This window comes from Pseudomonas sp. VA159-2 (assembly GCF_024126635.1).
Lineage (GTDB): Bacteria > Pseudomonadota > Gammaproteobacteria > Pseudomonadales > Pseudomonadaceae > Aquipseudomonas > Aquipseudomonas muyukensis.
The window spans coordinates 39,525-58,063 of record NZ_JAMYBV010000015.1 but is presented as its reverse complement, the minus strand read 5'-3'; the positions used below and the strand labels follow the sequence as shown (position 1 = coordinate 58,063).

Annotated in this window: 18 protein-coding genes and 1 pseudogene; 8 read left to right on the top strand and 11 right to left on the bottom strand. The window is 64.4% G+C overall.

The window, feature by feature from the left end; translation table 11 throughout:
- Positions 1–315: 315 nt before the first annotated feature.
- Positions 316–1,473 (top strand): cationic peptide resistance protein CprA, encoded by a 1,158-nt coding sequence (gene cprA / locus NJG22_RS16030; protein ID WP_253095874.1) that lies wholly within the window; start codon positions 316–318, stop codon positions 1,471–1,473.
- Between the two features lie 149 nt (positions 1,474–1,622).
- The gene (locus NJG22_RS16025) at positions 1,623–2,582 is read left to right on the top strand and encodes a ribonuclease Z (protein ID WP_253095872.1); all 960 of its coding nucleotides are present in this window, start codon (positions 1,623–1,625) and stop codon (positions 2,580–2,582) included.
- A gap of 71 nt (positions 2,583–2,653) precedes the next feature.
- Here NJG22_RS16025 and NJG22_RS16020 read toward each other — a convergent pair whose 3' ends face one another.
- The 3 genes from NJG22_RS16020 to NJG22_RS16010 are packed head-to-tail and all read right to left on the bottom strand — an operon-like array spanning position 2,654 to position 5,298.
- Complete coding sequence (locus tag NJG22_RS16020) at positions 2,654–4,222, bottom strand: sensor domain-containing diguanylate cyclase (RefSeq protein WP_253095870.1); 1,569 nt, start codon at positions 4,220–4,222, stop codon at positions 2,654–2,656.
- Positions 4,223–4,264: 42 nt separating this feature from the next.
- The gene (locus NJG22_RS16015; protein WP_253095868.1) at positions 4,265–5,059 is read right to left on the bottom strand and encodes an exodeoxyribonuclease III; all 795 of its coding nucleotides are present in this window, start codon (positions 5,057–5,059) and stop codon (positions 4,265–4,267) included.
- Complete coding sequence (locus tag NJG22_RS16010) at positions 5,056–5,298, bottom strand: hypothetical protein (RefSeq protein ID WP_253095867.1); 243 nt, start codon at positions 5,296–5,298, stop codon at positions 5,056–5,058. Before NJG22_RS16010 ends, NJG22_RS16015 begins: the two co-directional genes overlap by 4 nt.
- Before the next feature lie 145 nt (positions 5,299–5,443).
- Here NJG22_RS16010 and NJG22_RS16005 point away from each other — a divergent pair, with 145 nt between their 5' ends.
- Together NJG22_RS16005 and NJG22_RS16000 are read left to right on the top strand one after the other, a co-directional pair.
- Positions 5,444–5,944 (top strand): DUF4142 domain-containing protein, encoded by a 501-nt coding sequence (locus NJG22_RS16005; RefSeq protein WP_253095865.1) that lies wholly within the window; start codon positions 5,444–5,446, stop codon positions 5,942–5,944.
- A 25-nt stretch (positions 5,945–5,969) separates the two neighbouring features.
- The gene (locus NJG22_RS16000; protein WP_253095863.1) at positions 5,970–6,239 is read left to right on the top strand and encodes a hypothetical protein; all 270 of its coding nucleotides are present in this window, start codon (positions 5,970–5,972) and stop codon (positions 6,237–6,239) included.
- 134 nt (positions 6,240–6,373) lie between these two features.
- On the opposite strand, the gene NJG22_RS15995 is transcribed toward NJG22_RS16000, so the two are convergent.
- The 3 genes from NJG22_RS15995 to NJG22_RS15985 all read right to left on the bottom strand — a co-directional run bounded on the left by NJG22_RS15995 (position 6,374) and on the right by NJG22_RS15985 (position 8,485).
- Positions 6,374–6,556, bottom strand: a complete 183-nt coding sequence (locus NJG22_RS15995; protein WP_253095861.1) for a DUF6021 family protein — start codon at positions 6,554–6,556, stop codon at positions 6,374–6,376.
- A gap of 73 nt (positions 6,557–6,629) precedes the next feature.
- Entirely contained in the window at positions 6,630–7,460 is an 831-nt protein-coding gene (locus NJG22_RS15990; RefSeq protein WP_253095860.1) for a DNA-binding protein, read from the bottom strand.
- An 86-nt stretch (positions 7,461–7,546) separates the two neighbouring features.
- Positions 7,547–8,485 carry a Dyp-type peroxidase gene (locus NJG22_RS15985; RefSeq protein ID WP_253095858.1) on the bottom strand — a complete coding sequence of 313 codons (939 nt, stop codon included), beginning with the start codon at positions 8,483–8,485 and terminating at the stop codon, positions 7,547–7,549.
- A gap of 328 nt (positions 8,486–8,813) precedes the next feature.
- Between NJG22_RS15985 and NJG22_RS15980 the strand changes: the two genes are divergently transcribed.
- The 3 genes from NJG22_RS15980 (at position 8,814) to NJG22_RS15970 (ending at position 11,555) form a co-directional block, all read left to right on the top strand.
- On the top strand, positions 8,814–9,602 hold the full coding sequence (locus NJG22_RS15980; protein WP_217847953.1) for a formate/nitrite transporter family protein: 789 nt from the start codon (positions 8,814–8,816) through the stop codon (positions 9,600–9,602).
- Positions 9,603–9,862: 260 nt separating this feature from the next.
- Positions 9,863–11,161 carry an FAD-binding oxidoreductase gene (locus tag NJG22_RS15975; protein WP_253095856.1) on the top strand — a complete coding sequence of 433 codons (1,299 nt, stop codon included), beginning with the start codon at positions 9,863–9,865 and terminating at the stop codon, positions 11,159–11,161.
- Positions 11,162–11,189: 28 nt separating this feature from the next.
- Entirely contained in the window at positions 11,190–11,555 is a 366-nt protein-coding gene (locus NJG22_RS15970) for a cupin domain-containing protein (protein ID WP_253095854.1), read from the top strand.
- A gap of 52 nt (positions 11,556–11,607) precedes the next feature.
- Here the strand turns inward: NJG22_RS15970 and feaR are convergent, their stop codons facing one another.
- From feaR to NJG22_RS15945, 5 genes and pseudogenes are all read right to left on the bottom strand, one after another.
- Positions 11,608–12,579, bottom strand: a complete 972-nt coding sequence (gene feaR / locus NJG22_RS15965) for a transcriptional regulator FeaR (protein WP_253095852.1) — start codon at positions 12,577–12,579, stop codon at positions 11,608–11,610.
- A gap of 223 nt (positions 12,580–12,802) precedes the next feature.
- Entirely contained in the window at positions 12,803–13,357 is a 555-nt protein-coding gene (locus NJG22_RS15960) for a DUF3156 family protein (RefSeq protein ID WP_253095850.1), read from the bottom strand.
- Entirely contained in the window at positions 13,338–14,837 is a 1,500-nt protein-coding gene (locus NJG22_RS15955) for an APC family permease (protein WP_253095848.1), read from the bottom strand. Before NJG22_RS15955 ends, NJG22_RS15960 begins: the two co-directional genes overlap by 20 nt.
- 195 nt (positions 14,838–15,032) lie before the next feature.
- A pseudogene (locus tag NJG22_RS15950) lies at positions 15,033–15,524 on the bottom strand (flavin reductase family protein); the annotation flags it as partial.
- A 68-nt stretch (positions 15,525–15,592) separates the two neighbouring features.
- Positions 15,593–16,762, bottom strand: coding sequence for a p-hydroxyphenylacetate 3-hydroxylase oxygenase component (locus tag NJG22_RS15945; RefSeq protein WP_253095845.1), 1,170 nt, complete (start codon positions 16,760–16,762; stop codon positions 15,593–15,595).
- 287 nt (positions 16,763–17,049) lie between these two features.
- Between NJG22_RS15945 and NJG22_RS15940 the strand changes: the two genes are divergently transcribed.
- Positions 17,050–18,537: an aldehyde dehydrogenase family protein gene (locus NJG22_RS15940; RefSeq protein ID WP_253095844.1), complete on the top strand. Its 1,488-nt coding sequence runs from the start codon at positions 17,050–17,052 to the stop codon at positions 18,535–18,537.
- Positions 18,538–18,539: the final 2 nt, after the last annotated feature.

The window sequence follows — 18,539 nt, the reverse complement described above, 5'->3', positions numbered from 1 at the left end:
CTGCAAATTTTAAACTTAATTACACATTGCCCCTAGACACTTACACCTTCTCAACATGCATTAAAATTCTTTCACTAAAACCCCCTCAAACTGTCTGATCTGTTAATTGAATTAATTGTTTCCCCCGCCGACAATCAGTCGCCGGCCAGCCTTGGTCGGCACTTGCCTTGCTGTGCCCGCCCAGGCGCAGACGCCTGTCACCAGGGGCTACGCCCCGCGACCTCAGTTAAATGCTTAGTTGAGGCCAAACTGTTCACACAACTTTTACATCACCCCAGGTGATGTAAAGCAGGCAACTCATTGCCGAGGAAACTTATGAACGCCCCCGCCATTAGTGCGACCATCACCCACATCCCACCGCACGAATGCATTCTGCTGACGGGCGCCACCGGCTTTCTCGGGGGCTCGGTGGCCGCCCAACTGATCGCCAGTGGCCATGGCCCGGGCCTGCTCTTCCTGGTCCGCGCGCAAACGCCTGAGCAAGGCCTGCAACGCCTGCGCGACAACCTGCGCCAACACGGTGTCAGCGCAGCCCAGAGCAGGGCCCTGAGCGAGCAGCAGATCATCCTCGGCGACTTCCTCGACACCGCCTGGCTGGCCCGCGAAACCCCGCGCCTGATGCAAGTCGACCGGGTAATCAACTGCGCCGCGGTGGCCTCGTTCTCGAAGAATCCGACCATCTGGCCGGTCAACGTCGAAGGGACCTTCGCCTTTGCCCAGGTGCTCAGCCGCTCGCCACGCCTCAAGCGCTTCCTGCATGTCGGTACCGCCATGTGCTGTGGCCCACAGCGCGAATCGCCGATCAGCGAATCCTGGGAATTCCCCGAGGCCGAGCAGCAACTGGTGGACTACACCGCGTCCAAGGCCGAGATCGAGCAGCGCATGCGCCAGGCGCTGCCCACCCTGCCGCTGGTGGTGGCGCGCCCGTCCATCGTGGTCGGCCACCGCAGCCTGGGCTGCCAGGCCTCGGGCAGCATCTTCTGGGTATTTCGCATGGGCTTCGCCTTGGAAAGCTTCACCTGCGGCCTGGACGAGCAGATCGACGTGATCCCGGTGGACTACTGCGCCGAGGCGCTGATCGGCCTGACGCTCAAGCCGGCGCTGGGCCATGACCTGTACCACATCTCCGCCGGCCATGGCTCGGCCTGCACCTTCGCCGAGATCGACGAGGCCTTTGCCCTGGCCAATGGCGCACAACCGGTAGGCGAGCGCTACCGCAAGGTCGACCCGGACGACCTCAAGTCCCTGGCCAGCAGCTTCGAAACCCGCATCGGCCCGGCCAACCCGCGCCTGGTGCTGCGCGCGCTGCGCCTGTACAGCGGCTTCGCCGACCTCAATTACCTGTTCGACAACAGTCGCCTGCTCGACGAAGGCATCGCGGTGCCGCCGCGCTTCACCGACTACCTGGATGTCTGCGTGAAGTCCTCCAGCGGGGTGAGCATCGCCACGCAGATGCAGGCGGATTTCAAGTAAGCCTGGCATTGCCTGGCGCCGGTGTTCGCCGGCAAGGCCGGCGCCTACAGGGGCTGGTCTTGCCGGCGATGACAGCCCCAGGCCAGCGTGCTAGCCTCCGCACGCTCCGGTTCACGGGGCGGTACGTGGTTCGTTCAAGGAGTCAGGCAATGGACCTGCAGTTTCTGGGCACCTCCTCCGGGGTGCCCACCAAGGCCCGCAACGTCAGCGCCACCGCGGTCATCGAGGCCAGCGGCAGCCGCTGGTACCTGGTCGACTGCGGCGAGGGCACCCAGCACCAGTTGCTGCACAGCCCGCTTTCGCTGTGCGAGCTACGCGCCATCTTCATCACCCATGTGCACGGCGACCATTGCTTCGGCTTGCCAGGCTTGCTGGCCAGTGCCGGCATGTCCGGGCGCAAGGAGCCCTTGTTGCTGGTGATGCCCACGGCCTTGCAGGCGTGGGTCCGACAGAGCCTGGCGGTCAGCGAAAGCTACCTGGCATTCGAGCTGCAGTTCACCGACCTGGAGACCTTCACCGAGATGGCATTCGACAATATGCAGGTCAGCGCCTTGGCGCTGTCGCACCGAGTGCCGTCCTGGGGCTTTGTGTTCGAGGAAAGCGACCCCGAACCCCGGCTGGACACCGACCGGCTGCGTGCCGAAGGCATTGCGCCGGGGCCGCTGTGGGGGCAATTGGCCCACGGCCAGGCCGTCGAGCATCAGGGGCGTACGCTCGAGCCGCGTCAGTACCTGCTGGCCACGCGCCCGGTGCAACGCTTCATCGTTTGCGGCGACAACGACCGGCCGCAGCTGTTGGCCGAGTGGGCGCGGGATGTCGATGTGCTGGTGCACGAAGCGACCTTCACCCAACCGGTGATCGAGCGCGCCCAGGGCAGTTTCGGCCATAGCACGGCCGCCGCGGTGGCGCGCTTTGCCGAGGCGGCCGGGGTCAGGAACCTGGTGCTCACGCATTTCAGCGCCCGTTACCAGGACAAGGGCGGACGCGGCAGTTCGATCGAGGAAGTGCGCGAGGAGGCGCGCGCGTGTTACAGCGGGCACCTGACCCTGGCGCGGGATCTGCGGCGGTATCGGTTGGGGCGAGATGGGGTGTTGGTGGAGGTGGAGTGAGGGGGGGCGCCGCAGGTTTTGCGGCGCTCGATCTGGGCGATTCAAACAAGACAGCGCCGCACCAACCCACCTCAAGGCTGCATCCCCACCTCCACTCCCGCCGCCAGGCAATAGCGATCCCGCCCCTGGCGCTTGGCCTGGTAAAGCGCCGCATCCGCCGCCGCCATCAGGTTCTCCGGCGTCACCTGCTCCCCAGTCGGGGCGCTCACCGCAATCCCGGCGCTGGCCGACACCAGCCCCAGCGGGCTGCCAGCGTGTACCATGCCCTGGCGGCGCAGCAGCGCCAGAATCTCCTGGACGATCTGGCTCGCCCCCTGGGCATCGGTATTGGGCAACAGCAAGGTGAACTCCTCGCCGCCATAACGCACCGCCAGGTCCCCTGGGCGCTTCAGCGCCTGGCGCAACACCTCGGCGAAACGCCGCAGGCACTGGTCACCGGCGGGGTGCCCGTAGCGGTCGTTGTAAGCCTTGAAGTAGTCCAGGTCGAGCATTACCAGCGCCAGGGCATGGCCCTGGCGGCGCGCCCGGCGGATTTCCGAGTCGAGCACCGCATCCAGGCGCCGGCGGTTGCCCAGGCCGGTCAGGCTGTCGGTCAGCGCCATCGCCTTGAGGGTCTGGTGCGCCTGGTGCAGCGCACGCTCGATGACGATCCGCTCACGCAACTGGCGCAGGACGATCCAGCCGAAGCCGGACAAGCCGATCAGCAGCAGCACCAATACCAGTACCGACTTGATCATGTCGTGCCGCCACGGGGCGATGATCGACTCGCGCGACAGGCCCGCCTCCACCACCAGGGGGTAGCTCGACAAGGCCCGGAAGCCATACAGCCGCGGTGTTCCATCGACCACCGCCACCGCTTCAGCTACCCCCTCGCTGGCATAGGGCAGGTACTTGCGGAAGATATCGCTGGCTGAGAGGCTGCGGCCGATCACCTGCTCGACGAACGGCCGCCGCACGAGGATGGTGCCGTCGCGCTTGGCCAGCACCAGGGCGCCGCGTTCATCGATCTTGAAATCACCGTAGTAGCGCACGAACCAGTCGACCTTGATGGTCCCCAACAGTACCCCGGCGAAGCTGCCGTCCGGGTGGTCCAGGCGCCGCGAGATGGGGATGATCAAGTCGCCGGTGGAGCGGCTGCGCACCACCGAGCCGATGCGCACCTGGCGGTCGGCATGGGTGCGGTGGTAGATGAAGTAGTCGCGGTCGGCATTGTTGGCATTGGCCGGCACCACGTCCTTGTCGGTGACGATCCAGCTGCCGTCGGCGCCATATACGAACAAGCCGTGCAACTGCGGCATGATCTGCGCCTGCTGCTTGAGCAGCGCGTGCAAGCGTGGGCGGTCGATGTGGGCGAAACCGTCACCCTCGAGGCGCTCGGACAGCGCGGCGGTGATCGCGTCGACCTGGCGAATGGAGTCCTCGGCGTGCTGAGCCGTGGCGCGAGACAGGTTGCTCACGGCGTTCTCGGCATTGATGAAGACCTGGCGATAGTCGCGCCAGATCCGCCAGCCCTCGACCAGCACGAAGGCGAGCATCACCACCGCCATGAAACTCAGGATCAGGCGGAACAACGACACCGCGCGGCCCTCCCCCGTCACCGGGAAGACACCGTCGTCGGTCTGTTTCCTGGCTGTGCGCATTGAAGTCCCTTGTCATCGAGCGTTGCCGCAAATGACTATAGTTCAGCGGCGCTTGCGCGTGCCCAGGGCAATCCACACCGGCGCGTGATCGCTGGCGTGCGCCTCGTTGCGCACCCAGGCATCGACCCCTGCGTCCTTGAGGTAGGGCGCTAGCGCTGGGTTGAGCAACAGATGGTCGATCCGCAGCCCGGCATTGCGCGGCCAGTGGTTACGAAAGTAGTCCCAGAACGTATACACCCGCGCCTTGGGGTACAGATGGCGCACCGCGTCGGTCCAACCCTGCTCCAGCAAGCGTTGGTAGCGCGCGCGGGACTCAGGCTGGAGCAAGGCATCCTTTAGCCAGGAGCGCGTGGCGTAGATGTCCTGGTCACTCGGCACCACGTTGAAGTCACCCGCCAATAGCACCGGATGCTCAGCATCGCGCAGCGTGACAGCGTGGTCGATCAGGCAGTCGAACCAGCGCAGCTTGTAGTCGAACTTGGGCCCAGGCTGCGGGTTGCCATTGGGCAGATACAGGCAGGCCACCTGCACTCCCAGCACGGCCGCCTCCAGATAACGACTCTGGCTGTCGTGCTCCATGCCCGGCAGGCCACGGCGAATCTCCAGCGGCTGGCTGTCGCGGGCGAGAATGGCGACACCGTTCCAGGCGCTCTGGCCCAGGTGCAGGCAGCCGTAGCCTGCGGCCTCGATGGCCTCCCGAGGAAATTGCCCGTCGCTGCACTTCAACTCTTGCAAGCAGACGATGTCCGGCTGTTCACGGGCCAACCAGGCCAGCATGTTGGCCAAGCGGCCGCGGATGCCGTTGACGTTGAAGGTGGCGATCTTCAGCGCCTTCATGCGTCTGGGTCATTTACGTGGGCTTGCACAGCGTCCTCCAGGGCCCGCAGGTGAGCCTCGTCGGCCATGGCCTTGAGCTTGAGCCAGTCGTCCCAATCGATGGCCCCGTCGTCACGCAAGGCTTCGGCGGTGCGCACCAGTTCGTGATGATAGGCATCGGGGGATTCGCGCCGGTAACTGACATCGTCGTATTGAGCGTACCAAGCTTCGAGTTGCGCAATGTTGCGTTCGACACTCATGGCAGGGGACCTCGGCCATCTTTGAAGGTGTGAGCCTGTCGTGGCGGGCATCGTTCAAATCAAGCGAAAAAATTAAACCTTTGCCCGCGCCCGATGCTCAACCGTACGCGACACTGAGGTCGCGCCAACGGATAAGGAGTCACAGATGAGCAATCTTTTTCTCAAGCGGGTCGGGCTTTCCCTGGTACTCGGCGCAGTGTCGATGCAGGCCATGGCTGCCTCTTCCAACGACTTTGTCGATACCGCCATCGAGTCCGGGATCGCCGAGGTGGTAACCGGCAAATTGGCCCTGGACAAGAGCAAGGACGCCGAGATCAAGACGTTTGCCCAACAGATGGTCAGCGACCATACCCAGGCCAACCAGAAGCTTGGCGACATCGCCCGCCAGCTGGACATCAGCGTGCCTGACGAAGCCGCGCTGACCGACAAGGTCAAGAAGATGATCCTCGAGTGGCGCGACGAATCGTTCGACCGCTCCTACGTCAACAACCAGGTCCAAGCCCATGAAAAGGCCGTGGAACTGTTCAAGAAAGAGGCCAGCTCGTCCGACAAGCCCGAGCTCAAGGCCTTTGCCAGCGAAACGCTGCCCAAGCTCGAAGAGCACCTGAAACATGCCAAAGCACTTCAGGCCAAGCACGGAAAGTGACGGCTGTCCTGCTACTGGAGGATTTATGAGCAACGATCCCCTGCGTACAGAAGTACTGACGCGCCTGCTGCATGCGCACCCGCAAGGGTTGGGCAAGGAACTGCTGGACAACTATCGAGGCGAAAAAGCCGTGGCGGGCATGCTCCAGACGCTGCAAGGAGAAGGTCTGATCCAGGATGGCAGCGTGAGCATCGAAGGTGAGCATGTGCTGAATGTCGCCTACCCGATCAAGCTCTCGGCTGCCGGGGTCGAAGCCGCCAGGCGCGTGGACGGCGGATCGCTCGGCGCAAGCTGAAGGTGTATACCCCGGCCGTGGCTGCATGGCCTGCACCGAGCGTTTGAATTGGCCGAGTGATGGGTGGGCGTCGGCTGGCCCGGCAGGGTCAGCCCGCTCCCACCTCGCAGATACTTGAAAGCGCGCGCCCTGGATCAACGATCCTTTTCGTTATCTCTGGGCGGCTTGGCTGGGCCTTGAGGATCTATTTGCGGATCCTCCAGATCGGGCGAGTCCGGATCGAAGCCAAGGTCGGTTTGCTCGGTGGCCTGTTCTGTGGAGTGTGGCCCTTGACCAGGCCGAAGGGGCGGGCATGGAGGGTTGCGCTGTTCGCTCATGGTAAGTGCTCCGAAGGATGTCCTTCAAAGAAAACACCGGCCGCCAAAAGTTTGATCGATATGCCGGGCGGTATCAGCGTTGCTCGCAAGCGGCCAGCCGCCTGCGCATTTCCTCGCTCGCGCCCTGAGCCTGGGCGAGCATGGACCTGAGCCCCTGCACTTGGGCGTCGCGCTGCTCCAGTTGCTGCTCCAGCAAGCGTTGTTGCGTCAGGGCCTGACGCTGCTCGGCCAACAGACGCTCATTGTCACGATTGAGCCGGGTCGATTCCTGCTGATGGGCCAGCGCGCCCTGCTGCAATGTCTGCAATTGCCCTTGCAACTGCCGCACCTGGGTATCGATGCGGCGCTGTTCCTGCTCGCGCTGGGCGCGGTACAGCTCGAGCGCTTCGCGGGCATCGCGGTGCTTGGCTTCCAGAGAGTGGATCTGCCCGTCCTTGTCGGCCAGGCGCAGTTGCGCCTCGCCCAGCGCCTGCTTGAGGCTGGCGCTGCGCAACAGCTCGGCCTGCAACCGCTCCTGGGCCGTCGCCAATTGCCGCGCCTGGGCCTCGTTGTGCTGGTGGGCGGCGGCAAGGGCACGCTGGGCCAATGCCAACTGCACCTGCAACTGCTCGCCTTGTTGCTTGAGCGCCGCTTCGCCAGCCTCGACCCGCGCCTGCCCTTCTGCCTGCAGTTGGCCGGCCAGTTGTTCGACCAGCCTGGCCAACGGCTCGCTGAGACAGGCCGTGCCCTCAAGCCCAATCTTGGGCTGCTGGCCGAGTTCGCGCAGGTAGCGATGGATGGTGGTCTTCGAACCGGTATTACCTAGCTCGATACGTACCGCATCGATACTGGGGTGTACGCCACGGGCCAGTAGCGCATCCCGTGCCCGCTCCACTATGCCTTTATCTATCCCAGCCCTGGCCATTCGTCACTCCGCTTTAGCGTACCGTGGTACGTAACATGTAATACGTAGCGAATGATGAACCTAAGGCCCGCGCAATTCAATACACCTCAGCCCTCGAGGCCCTCGAGAAAATCCACTGTCGGCACGAAGAACAAGCCACCGGTCACCGCCCGGCTGTAGTCCAGCAAGCGGTCGTAGTTGCCCGCCGGCTTGCCGACGAACATGTTTTCCAGCATCTGCTCGATGGGCGCTGGCGATCGGGCATAACCGATGAAATAGGTGCCGAACTCCCCCGCGCCGGGGCGGCCGAAGGGCATGTTGTCGCGCAGTATCTTGATTTCCTGGCCACCCTCTTCCAGGGTCGTCAGCGAACTATGGGAGCAACTTGGCTTGGTCGCGGCATCCAGTTCGATATCGGAAAGTTTGCTCCGGCCGATGATATCTTCTTGCTCGCGGGTGGATAACGCCTCCCACCCGGCCATGTCGTGCAGATACTTTTGCACCAGCACGTAACTGCCACCGGCGAACTTGCGATCTTCTTCGCCCACCAGGGTGAACTTGGCCACTTCCCGTGGCCCGGGATTTTCGGTGCCATCGACGAAACCGATGATGCTGCGGATGTCGAAGTAACGAAAGCCCTGCACTTCATCGACCACGGTCACCGCCGCGCCGAGGCGCTTGACCACCAGCGCGGCCAGTTCGAAACACAGGTCCATATGCTCGGCACGAATATGCAAAAGGATATCGCCCGGCGTCGCCAGCGCCTTGCGCTGGCCGCTGCCGAATTCGCGAAAAGCGTGCAGCGACGCGGGCTGCGGCGCACCGAACAGCGCCTGCCAGGCTGCCGCGGCAAAGCCGATCACGCACGACAGATTACCCGTCGGCACCCGCTTGCCTACCGAGCGGACCAGCCCGCCCAGGTCGCCGCACAAGGCTCGCACCTGTTCCCGGGCCGATTCGCCAGGGTTGAGTGTGGCCACCAGGAAGATTGCGCTGCGGGTCACGGCACTGTCGACGGGCTGGGATTCGATGTCGTGGACATCCATGGCATTCATACCTCGAGAAAAGGGTGGAGAAACTTCGGATTCTTGCGCTGCATTCAACTAGTTGAATACCATGACAACCGGTGTGGTATAGCACAGTTGGATATCATGCTAATGCGTGATCGATAATATCTATCAACTCATCCACGCTATCGATTTGACTGCGTCAAATTGCCTCAGCTAACGTGCTGTCCTGTTGGAAGTTGCTTCAGAGATAGCCGTTGCCCGGTCCTTGAATCATTCCCGCTGTACGTCCCTGCGCCCTGTTGTTCAACCCGCTATTGTGGCGCGCCTCGTGCCATTGCCGCTTTCCTTGCGTTCGAGTTACCAAATGTCCGTCATTGCCCCGTCCCAGATCACCGAGCTCGTCATCGCAGCCGGTGTGAAGAAAGCCCATCTGCCCACCCGCGCCACGTTGATCCTGGGCTTTCTTGCCGGCGCATTCATTTCGCTGGGGTTCCTCCTGGCGATCCATGTCAGCACCATGATCCCTGCGCAATGGGCCTCGTTCGGCAACCTGTTGGGCGCCGCGGTGTTCCCCATCGGTTTGATCCTGGTGATCCTGGCCGGGGGTGAACTGCTCACTGGCAACATGATGAGCCTGCCACTGGCGATGTTCGCCCGGCGTATCGGCCTTGGCGCGGTGGCGCGCAACTGGCTGCTGGTAACCCTCGCCAACCTGGCGGGCGCGCTGTTCGTGGCCTGGTGCTTCGGTCACCTGCTCGGCCTTACCGAAGGCCCCTACCTGGGCAAGACCCTGGCCGCGGCAACCAGCAAGGCCGGCGCCGACTTCGTCCATGCCTTCGTCTCGGGCATCGGCTGCAACTGGCTGGTGTGCCTGGCGGTCTGGCTGTCCTATGCCAGCCGCGAAATGAGCGGCAAGATCCTCGGCATCTGGTTCCCGATCATGGCCTTCGTCGCCATCGGCTTCCAGCACGTGGTGGCCAACATGTTCCTGATCCCGGCGGCGATCTTCGCCGGCTACCTGGACTGGGCCCAGTTCGGCCACAACCTGCTGGCGGTGTTCCTGGGCAACGCGGTGGGCGGCGCGATCTTCGTTGGCCTGGCCTATTACGTTTCGTACGGCGCGTCGGGGCAAGAACAGCAAGCCCTGCAATAACCCCCTCCCGTTCAGGTGAATTGCGCCGAGCCGCGATTTACTTAACATCTTCATGAGGCGCATGATGCCGGAACCTTGTTCGGGGTTCGGGCATCTGCTGTACTCCTGCCATCACCAGCCTAACCCCGGCTGGCACCCTCGATCAAAACCCTGGCAGCCGCAGGCAAGACACCTACCTGTCGTTAGGTGCTCAATGCCGGTCACAGCCAGCGCTTGTGCAAGCCCTGCTTTCCAATAATTCCAACTGTCCAGGCTGCGCCATGATCAACATCGAAACGCCTACCTATTACACCGCGACCAAGAAATACAACTTGAGCTTCCCAACCCTGGAAAGCGATATCGACGCCGATGTGGTGGTGATCGGTGGCGGCTTCTCGGGCATCAACACCGCCCTGGAGTTGGCTGAAAAAGGCATCACCAACGTCGTCGTGCTCGAAGCCCGCTACCTGGGTTTCGGTGGCACCGGGCGCAACGGCGGGCAGATCATGGCCGGCATCGGCCACGACCTGGAGAAGATCAAGAGCAGCGTCGGCGACCAAGGCCTGCGCGAAATCTTCGAGATCAGCGAGCTGGGCGCCGGCATCATCAAGGACCGCATCGCCCGCTACGCCATCGACGCCGACTTCTGCCACGGTTACGGCTACATGGGTTTCAATGCCCGCCAGGCCCAGACACTGCGCGCTTGGGAAAAGGACTTCAAGGCCATCAACGGCCAGGATGAGATCCGCTTTCTCGGCGGCTCGGAGGTCAAGCAGATCATCGGCTCCGAGGCCTACAGCAGCGCCCTGCTGCACATGGGCGGCGGCCATGTGCATTCGCTGAACCTGCTGCTTGGCGAGGCCCAGGCCCTGGTCGGCCACGGCGCGCGAATCTTCGAGCACAGCCCGGCCCTGCAGGTGCATTACGGCGAGCGCATCACCGTGCGCACCGGACGCGGCTCGGTCAAGGCCAGCAAGCTGCTGTGGGCTTGCGACAGTTTCCTCAACAAGCTCGAACCGGAGCTGCACGCGCGCACCGTCAACACCTATGCCTTCCAGCTGATGAGCGAACCGCTGAGCGATGAGCTGATCCAGCGCATCAGCCCGATTCGCGGCGCCTACAGCGATATCCGCCCGGTCATCGACTATTACCGGGTGACCCGCGAGAACCGCCTGCTGTTCGGCGCCGCCACGCCCTTCGTCGAGCATATCCCCAAGGACCTGAAGGCCTGGAACCGCAACCTGATGCTGAAGATCTTCCCTTATCTGAAGGACGTGCGCATCGACCTGGCCTGGGGCGGACCGATGGCCACCAGCGCCAACCTGTTCCCGCAGATCGGCACCCTGAGCAATCGCCCCAACGCCTTCTACGTGCAGGGCTATTCAGGTTTCGGCGTCACCCCCAGCCATATCATTTGCAAGATTCTCGCCGAGGGCATGAGCGAAGGCTCCAGCCGCTACGACCTGATCAGCTCGGTCAAGCACGCACGCATCCTCGGCAAGGACCATATCCGCCCACTGCTGCTGACCGCCGGCAAGACCGTGCATCAGTTGTCGGGCTTCTTCAACGGCCGCCGTTGAACCCTTTCATCCGACCAGGAGATCCACCATGACCCTTTCCGCAGTCCGCCAGGGTGTGCAACTGTCCGAACTCGACGCCTGGGGCACCGTTGCCGACCTTGGCTCGACCCTCCTCGAAGGCGAGGTCAAGTGCTACGGCAAGATGACCCACGGCGCACCGACCGACCCGGTCAGCAGCGCCTATTTCGGCACTACCCAAGGCAAGTTCCGCATGGTCTATCCGTTCAGCGAGCAGGCGGTGATGGTCACCGGCGAGATCCAGTTGACCGATGAGTCGACCGGCCAGGTCACCCGCTACAAGGCTGGTGATGCCTGGTTCGTGACCAAGGGGACGGCGGTGCTGTGGGAGGTGCTGAGCGAGACCTTCGTCAAGCATTACCTCGCTGTCGCCTGATAGTAGTTCGCCGCTGCCCCAGCAGCGGCGCTCCCCCTCAAACGCCTCCCCCTCACCGCCCCACCATCAACGCCATGGCCCGATAGTCCTTCGGCGACTGCTCGAACTGCTTCTTGAACGCCCGACTGAAATGCGCCGAATCGGTGAACCCCCACTTATAGGCAATCGAGGTGATCGACTCGCGCTTGAGAAACGGGTTGGCCAGGTCGTCGGCGCTACGCTTGAGCCGTGAACGCTGGATATACCGGCAGACACTGTCCCCTTCCTCCTCGAACAACCGGTACAGGTGGCGCACCGAGATGCTCAGGCGCTCGGCCAGGTTGGCCGGGGTCAGCCCCGGCTGGCCGAGGGACTCGTCTATGACCTTCTGCACATAGCCGCGCAGGTTCGTCCCGGCGAGCCCCGACAGCGCCCCGGGATCATCCCCGCTGCGCTCGAAGCCCGGCGCCAGCAAGGCGATGAACGCCGACTGCAAGGCTTCGCCCTGTGCATCACCGCTTGCGTCGCCCTCACGGCACAGCTGTTCCATCAACACGTGCAGCATGCGCCCGCAGGCATTGGTCGAGGAGATCTTGCCGAAGGTCGCCCCCGGTCCGGCCAGGTGCTTGCGCACCTGTTCACGGGACAACGACAGCGAGACGTGCTCGATCAGGCCGAACGGGGTGATCTCGCACGGCCCTACCGAATCCATCAGCAACAGCTCACCGGGCGACAGCTGGATGCTGTTGCCATCCTGGGTGATCCGCGAATAGCCCATGCGCTGGCTGACCAGAAAGCAGTGCTGGTCATCGTCGCAATCGGCCTTGTCGCCCAGGCGACGAATATTGCCGGCGTTGGTACGCAGGTTGGCCAAGGCTAAGCCGGCGCGATTGAAGGTGGCAATTTCACCGATGAACAGTGAGCGGTTGAACGCAAGCTCGGTCTGGAAGCGACCGCAGACCTGCTGCATGGCGCTGGTCCAGCGCTCCAGGCCGTCGGTGGCCAGGTGTGCGCTGTGCGGTGAAGCGGGCTGGGGCATGGGCATGGCAACCTCCACACACAACGATTGTTGTTATGGAGTAATTGTTAACATGTTATCTATAAAGGTACAACCTCTCCCAGGAACACGTCCCTTTGTAGGAGCGGCCTTGTGTCGCGAATGGGCTGCGCAGCAGCCCCAGGATTTCAGCACCCACCGAGATCGCAAGGGCCGCCATGCAGCCCTTCCCGACCGCTCCGACGCCTCGCCACAAAGGGCCGCATTGGCTTCAAAGGGTTTGCAGGGTATCTGCCAACACGTCGAACGCCCGCCACAGCAGGCGACGCTGCTCGGTGTCGAGGGGGATGTAACGACGCAAGGCGGGCATGCGGTTGACCACCTCGCTGGCGCCCATGTGCTCCAGGGTCACCCGCCACTCACCCTCGCCGCAGTCGATGACCAGGCGCTTGAAGTCCAGGGGCATCAGCATGGCGTCAACCTCGCCAAGGCGCGCCTTGAGCGCCTCGAACAATGCCGGGTCGCCGCCCCGCAGGCGGCACGCCAGGCCGCTGCGGCGAAGTACGCCGGTATGCTGCAACTCGGCGCGCAGAGTCCCCTGGCCTTGGGCAGGCACGCGCAGGATGAACTCGCACATCACCAGGTGCATCAGCAGATGACTCTCGGTGCGTTCGCGCACCTCGATACGTGGACCATCCTTGCGGTAGGAAAAACGGCTGAGATCCGCAACCCCGAGGTTGCGCGCCAGCCGCTGCAAGGTCGCCCCTGGCCGGTACCCGGCCGGGGCGCGCGGCGCGCTCAGGCGCTCAAGCCAGCTTGCCGACATGCTGCACCTGCTCGCTGATGGCCTGGCCGGGTTCGGCGGCGAATTCCTTCTCCAGCACCTCTTCGACCCGCGCCGGCTTGAACGGATTGACCTTCTGCACGCACAGGGTCCAGAACAACGCATAGGCCGCCGTGGCACCGAGCATCACGGCAAAGGGGATATAGACATCGGCAGGGTTCATGCCCGGTGGCGTGATGAACCACATGCCCAGCAAGATGCCGATGCTGGAGACGATCTGCGGCAATGGGAACAGCGGCGAGCGGTAGGCCCGTGGCAGGTCCGGGCGACGGATGCGCAGCAGCACCACCGACAGGGTCACCAGCAGGTATGCGGTGCTCCAGGCGCACACCGCCGCCAGCACCAGGTGCAGGATGTTGTCGGTGTTGCCGCCCAGGTACCAGGCGTGCAGGCATGGGATCAGCGCTACCACCAGGATGCACAACAGCGGGGTCTTGAAACGTGGATGCAGGTAGCGGAACACCTTGGGCAGCGCGCCATCCACCGCCATGCCGTAGAGAATCCGCGGCACGCCGGCCATCAGCGTGTTGATGGTGGCGGCACCGGCGAACAACAAACCGATGCCCAGCCATACCGGGCCGATATCGCCCATCACCTGCTCGGCGAAGCGCGGAATGGCCATGGGCGTGTCCAGCAGGTGCACACCACTGGCCGCGTCGAGCATCACGTTTTCCACCTGGCGCTTCATCGCCGCGCCATAGATGAACATGCAGCTGGCCACGCCGAACAGGCCCAGGGCCATGGCCTTGGGCATCACCCAGGCCGAGCGCTTGAGCTCCGGGGCCAGCGGGGTGACGAACTCGCAGCCGACGAACATGAACATGGCCATGCCCACCAGCGAGAGGATGGTCATCAGGTCGGTGCCGACCAGCGACACACCGAACGGCCCATCCAGTTCCACCGCCGGCGCGGCAAGCAGGCCGAGCACGCCGAACACCATCAGCGTGGTCCACATGCCAAAGGTCAGCACCACTTCGGCACGACCGAAAGCGCTGACGCCGAAGGCGTTGAGCACGCCGAACACCAGCACGAAGCCGACCCCCAGCAGCCAGGAGCCGCCGGCCGACTCGGCCAGGGTGTTGAGGTGTTCGAAGTTCACCAAGGCCATTACCCCGGACAGGATGGTCTCGGCGGTGCCGGCGAACACATGCACGATCAGGTAGGCCGACAGCGTGCCGGTGATGGCGAAGAAGCGGCCCAGGCCGCAGTTGATGTAGTCGTACACCGAACCGGTGGTCGGCAGGAGCGCCGCCGCCTCGGCAAAGGTGGTCGACTGGGCCAGCATCATCACCGCGGCGATCACCATGGCCACGGCGAAGGCGCTGCCGCCGATGCCGAAGCCCATGGTCGCGGTGAGGATCACGGGGCTGGCCATGATCAGGCCGACGGTGCTGGCCAGCGCGGTAGGAAACCCGACGCTGCCGCGGTTGAGGTGCTCGGTGAGCTTATTGTTGATTGTCATGGCTGGGCCCTGGATGGACGAGGGAAAGATGACTGCTTGGCCCGCGCACCGCAAGTGCTGGCGCGTGTCGGGTCGTCCTCGTCACTTTGCGGCCTCGTTGCTGGCGGGTCTTGCCATTGCCTGCCGTTGGCCTTGACCGGTGCTGCCAGGGGTTGGGAGCAAGTCTTCTAGCGTCACCCCTTACACACAACCCTCCATCCGCCCATGGGGCAAGACCCTCGAATACCCCCCCTGGTGGTAGAGCAGCGGCGAGCGCCCCAGGTCATCGAAGGCCAGCACCCGGCCGATGAGGATCCAGTGGTCACCGCCATCGATCTGCTGGAACTTCTCGCAACGAAACCGCGCCGAGCACCCCGGCAGCAACGGTGCACCACCCTCGCCGCTCTCGTGCTCGATTCCGGCGAAGCGGTCGTCGCCGGGCCGGGCGAAGGTGTTGGACAACTCGATCTGGTCGGCGGCCAGGACGTTGACGGCGAAATGCCCGGCGGCCTCGAACACGGCGTGGCTGCGCGAGCGCTTGTCGAGGCTCCAGAGCACCAGCGGCGGATCGAGGGACACCGAGTTGAAACTGTTGGCCGTGACGCCCACCTTGCGCCCCGAGGCGTCGCTGGCAGTGATCACGGTAACGCCGGTGGCGAAGTTGCCCAGGGCGCGACGGAAGGCGCGGCTATCGAAAGAAGTGGCCATGCAAGGCTCCATATTGGTAGTCGGTCTGGGCCGGGGCGGTTGGCCCGGCCACGCACAGCGGTTGCGGCTCAGGTCATCGCCGGATCCGGTTCCAGGCCCATCAGCTCGCGGCCGAGGATCTGCGCGCAGACGTCGTAGTCGGTGTAGGCATGGGCCCCGGTCATGTGCGCATCGCGAAACAGCCGCTGCATTTCGTTGCTGTCGAGCCAGGCGCCGCCGCCGGCAGCCTCCATCAGCCGGTCCACCGCCTGGATGCACAGCTTTACCGCATAGCCCTGGTTGGTACGCCAGAACGCCAGTTCGGTGCGGGTCGGGTACTGGTGCCGGGCACTGTAGTCGGTGATCTGAGCCCAGCTCTTTTCCAGCAGCGCCCGCGCCGCGGCCACCTGGTGGGTCGACTCGGCCAGGCGCATCAGCGCGGGGGTGGCGGCGCCCACCGCAGCCCCGGTATAGGCTCGCACGCGGTGGCGGGTCTTGTCCTTGAAGGCTTCGAGCATGCGCTCGGCGATACCCAGGCTGACGGTGGAGAACCCACTGGCGAAATAGGGCCGGTAGGGGTTGAAGTAGATCGCGCTATCCGGGTACAGGCCGAAGCCTGCCGAGGAGCCTTCCATCATGTCCCTGGCCCGCTGGATGCGGTGCTCGGGCACGAAGGCGCGATCGACGATCAGCGTGCGGCTGCCGCTGGCGCGCAGGCCCGCCGCGTACCAGTCGTCACGGATCTGGTAGTCGCTGCGGGGCAGCACGGCGAAGCAATAGTCCTGGCCGCCTTCGCCATTGGCCCGGCGAAAGCCCATGATCGCCCACTCGGCATGGTCGCAGCCACTGCTCCAGCCCATCTCGCCACTGAACAGCACACCGCCGTCGACCTCTTCGGTACGGCCGAACGGGGCGATGCTGCTGCTGGCGGTGGCGTTTGGGTCGCCCCCCCAGATTTCATCCTGCAAACGTGCCGGGAACATCGCCAGCTGGTGGCTGTGGGTGCACAGCAGGCTCATGGCCCAGGCGGTGCTGGCACAGGCGCCGGCCAGCGCGGCGATGCATTCGGCGAACTGCGCCAGGCTGATCTCCAGGCCACCATAATGGCGCGGCTGCAAGGCCCGATGCAGGCCGATGCCCTTGAGCAGGGCGATGTTCTCGGCGGGCACGCTGCGCGCACGCTCGGCCTGGTCGGCACGGGCGGCGATGGCTGGCAGCAGGGGCTTGAGGTCTTCGAGCAGGGCGTTTGGCTTTTTCATGGTCTGGCTCATTGTTATTGGACCGTGGCGGGGATGGGCCTGAAACAGGCTGCCCGCGAATGAATGCCGGATCAGTATGGGAGGCGACCGGGGCCTGGAAAATGCAACTTCCGCAGCTCGCATTGCACTTTTCCAAGGGCTGGCAGGCTGGGTCATGGGGCTGGCATGGGTAGACAAGCAGCCGACGCCGCCAGCCCCGTAATCTGGTGCAGACCTGGGCCGCTGCGCGGCCCTTCGCTGGCAGGCCAACTGCCACAGGGACAGCATCCATTGCCCGGAGCCATAGCATGAGCGACATCCCCCTCCTACCCACCGTCAACGCCTTCCTGGCCCGCGACCACGGCCTGTACATCCATGGCCGGCACGTCGCCAGCCAAGCCAGTGGCCGCCTCGCCGTGCACAATCCGGCCAACGGCCAGGTCATCGCCCAGATCGCCGACGCCAACCAGGCCGACGTCGACCGCGCCGTGGATTCCGCGCGCCAAGGCTTTGCCGCCTGGTCGCGCACCAGCCCCACCGCCCGCGCCGCCGTATTGTTGCGCCTGGCCGACCTGCTCGAAGCCCACCGCGAGGAACTGGCCCAGCTCGAGACCCTGCAATCGGGCAAGCTGATTGGCATCGCCCGGGCCTTCGAGGTCGAGCAGGCGGCGCACTTCCTGCGCTACTACGCCGGCTGGGCGACCAAGATCACCGGCCAGACCATCACCCCGTCGCTGCCCTCCTTCGCCGGCGAGCGCTACAGCGCCTTCACCCTGCGCGAACCGGTGGGCGTGGTGGCCGGTATCGTGCCGTGGAACTTCGCCACCATGATCGCCTTGTGGAAACTGGCCTCGGCGCTGACCACCGGTTGCAGCATCGTGCTCAAGCCCAGTGAGTTCACCCCGTTGACCCTGCTGCGCATCGCCGAGCTGGGCAGCGAGGCCGGGCTTCCGGCCGGCGCGCTCAACGTGGTGACCGGTGCCGGTCACGTTGGCAAGGCATTGGTCGAACACCCCGGCACCGACAAGGTCTCGTTCACCGGGTCCGTGCCCACCGGCATCGCCGTCGGCCAGGCGGCCATGGGCGCCAAGCTGACCCGCGCGACCCTGGAGCTGGGCGGCAAGAATGCCGTGGCCTTCCTCCCTGACGTGGGCCTGGACAAGGCGGTGGACGGCATTATCGAGGCCGGCTTCCTGCACTGCGGGCAGATCTGCGCCGCGGGCGAGCGTTTCTATGTCCAGCGCTCGCGGCTCGAGCCCTTGCTCGACGCGCTGGGCCAGCGCCTGGGGCAACTGAAGATCGGCTCGCCGCTGGACGAAACCACCCAGTTCGGACCGGTGGCCAACAAGCCGCACCAGCAAAAACTCGGCGAGCTGTTCGCCACCGCCCGCGCCGAAGGCAACCGGATCGTCCACGGGGGGCGCCTGGGCGAGGGCCCGGGCTGCTTCGTCGAGCCCACGGTGATCCTTGCCAACCAGGCCAGCGACACCCTGCTCAACCAGGAAACCTTCGGCCCGGTGGCGACCTTCTTGCCCTACGATGACGAGGACGAGCTGCTGCACCTGATCAACGCCTCGCCCTATGGCCTGAGCGCGAGCCTGTGGACCAACGACCTGGCCAAGGCCATGCGCCTGATCCCCGAGATCCAGGCGGGTACCTTGTGGGTCAACATGCACACCCTGCTCGATCCGGCGGTTCCCTTCGGCGGCATCAAGGCCTCCGGCATCGGCCGCGAGTTCGGCTCGGCCTTCATCGACGACTTCACCGAGCTCAAGTCGGTGATGATGCGCTACTGACC

What these genes read in the sequence shown, in the direction of transcription:
- NJG22_RS15985 (WP_253095858.1), bottom strand. Translation starts at nt 8,485, where the DNA reads ATGGATGTCCACGACATCGAATCCCAGCCCGTCGACAGTGCCGTGACC.
- NJG22_RS15995 (WP_253095861.1), bottom strand. Translation starts at nt 6,556, where the DNA reads ATGAGCGAACAGCGCAACCCTCCATGCCCGCCCCTTCGGCCTGGTCAA.
- NJG22_RS15975 (WP_253095856.1), top strand. Translation starts at nt 9,863, where the DNA reads ATGATCAACATCGAAACGCCTACCTATTACACCGCGACCAAGAAATAC.
- NJG22_RS16000 (WP_253095863.1), top strand. Translation starts at nt 5,970, where the DNA reads ATGAGCAACGATCCCCTGCGTACAGAAGTACTGACGCGCCTGCTGCAT.
- NJG22_RS16010 (WP_253095867.1), bottom strand. Translation starts at nt 5,298, where the DNA reads ATGAGTGTCGAACGCAACATTGCGCAACTCGAAGCTTGGTACGCTCAA.
- NJG22_RS16025 (WP_253095872.1), top strand. Translation starts at nt 1,623, where the DNA reads ATGGACCTGCAGTTTCTGGGCACCTCCTCCGGGGTGCCCACCAAGGCC.
- NJG22_RS16020 (WP_253095870.1), bottom strand. Translation starts at nt 4,222, where the DNA reads ATGCGCACAGCCAGGAAACAGACCGACGACGGTGTCTTCCCGGTGACG.
- NJG22_RS15945 (WP_253095845.1), bottom strand. Translation starts at nt 16,762, where the DNA reads ATGAAAAAGCCAAACGCCCTGCTCGAAGACCTCAAGCCCCTGCTGCCA.
- cprA (WP_253095874.1), top strand. Translation starts at nt 316, where the DNA reads ATGAACGCCCCCGCCATTAGTGCGACCATCACCCACATCCCACCGCAC.
- NJG22_RS15990 (WP_253095860.1), bottom strand. Translation starts at nt 7,460, where the DNA reads ATGGCCAGGGCTGGGATAGATAAAGGCATAGTGGAGCGGGCACGGGAT.
- NJG22_RS15980 (WP_217847953.1), top strand. Translation starts at nt 8,814, where the DNA reads ATGTCCGTCATTGCCCCGTCCCAGATCACCGAGCTCGTCATCGCAGCC.
- NJG22_RS15960 (WP_253095850.1), bottom strand. Translation starts at nt 13,357, where the DNA reads ATGTCGGCAAGCTGGCTTGAGCGCCTGAGCGCGCCGCGCGCCCCGGCC.
- NJG22_RS15940 (WP_253095844.1), top strand. Translation starts at nt 17,050, where the DNA reads ATGAGCGACATCCCCCTCCTACCCACCGTCAACGCCTTCCTGGCCCGC.
- NJG22_RS15970 (WP_253095854.1), top strand. Translation starts at nt 11,190, where the DNA reads ATGACCCTTTCCGCAGTCCGCCAGGGTGTGCAACTGTCCGAACTCGAC.
- NJG22_RS15955 (WP_253095848.1), bottom strand. Translation starts at nt 14,837, where the DNA reads ATGACAATCAACAATAAGCTCACCGAGCACCTCAACCGCGGCAGCGTC.
- NJG22_RS16015 (WP_253095868.1), bottom strand. Translation starts at nt 5,059, where the DNA reads ATGAAGGCGCTGAAGATCGCCACCTTCAACGTCAACGGCATCCGCGGC.
- NJG22_RS16005 (WP_253095865.1), top strand. Translation starts at nt 5,444, where the DNA reads ATGAGCAATCTTTTTCTCAAGCGGGTCGGGCTTTCCCTGGTACTCGGC.
- feaR (WP_253095852.1), bottom strand. Translation starts at nt 12,579, where the DNA reads ATGCCCATGCCCCAGCCCGCTTCACCGCACAGCGCACACCTGGCCACC.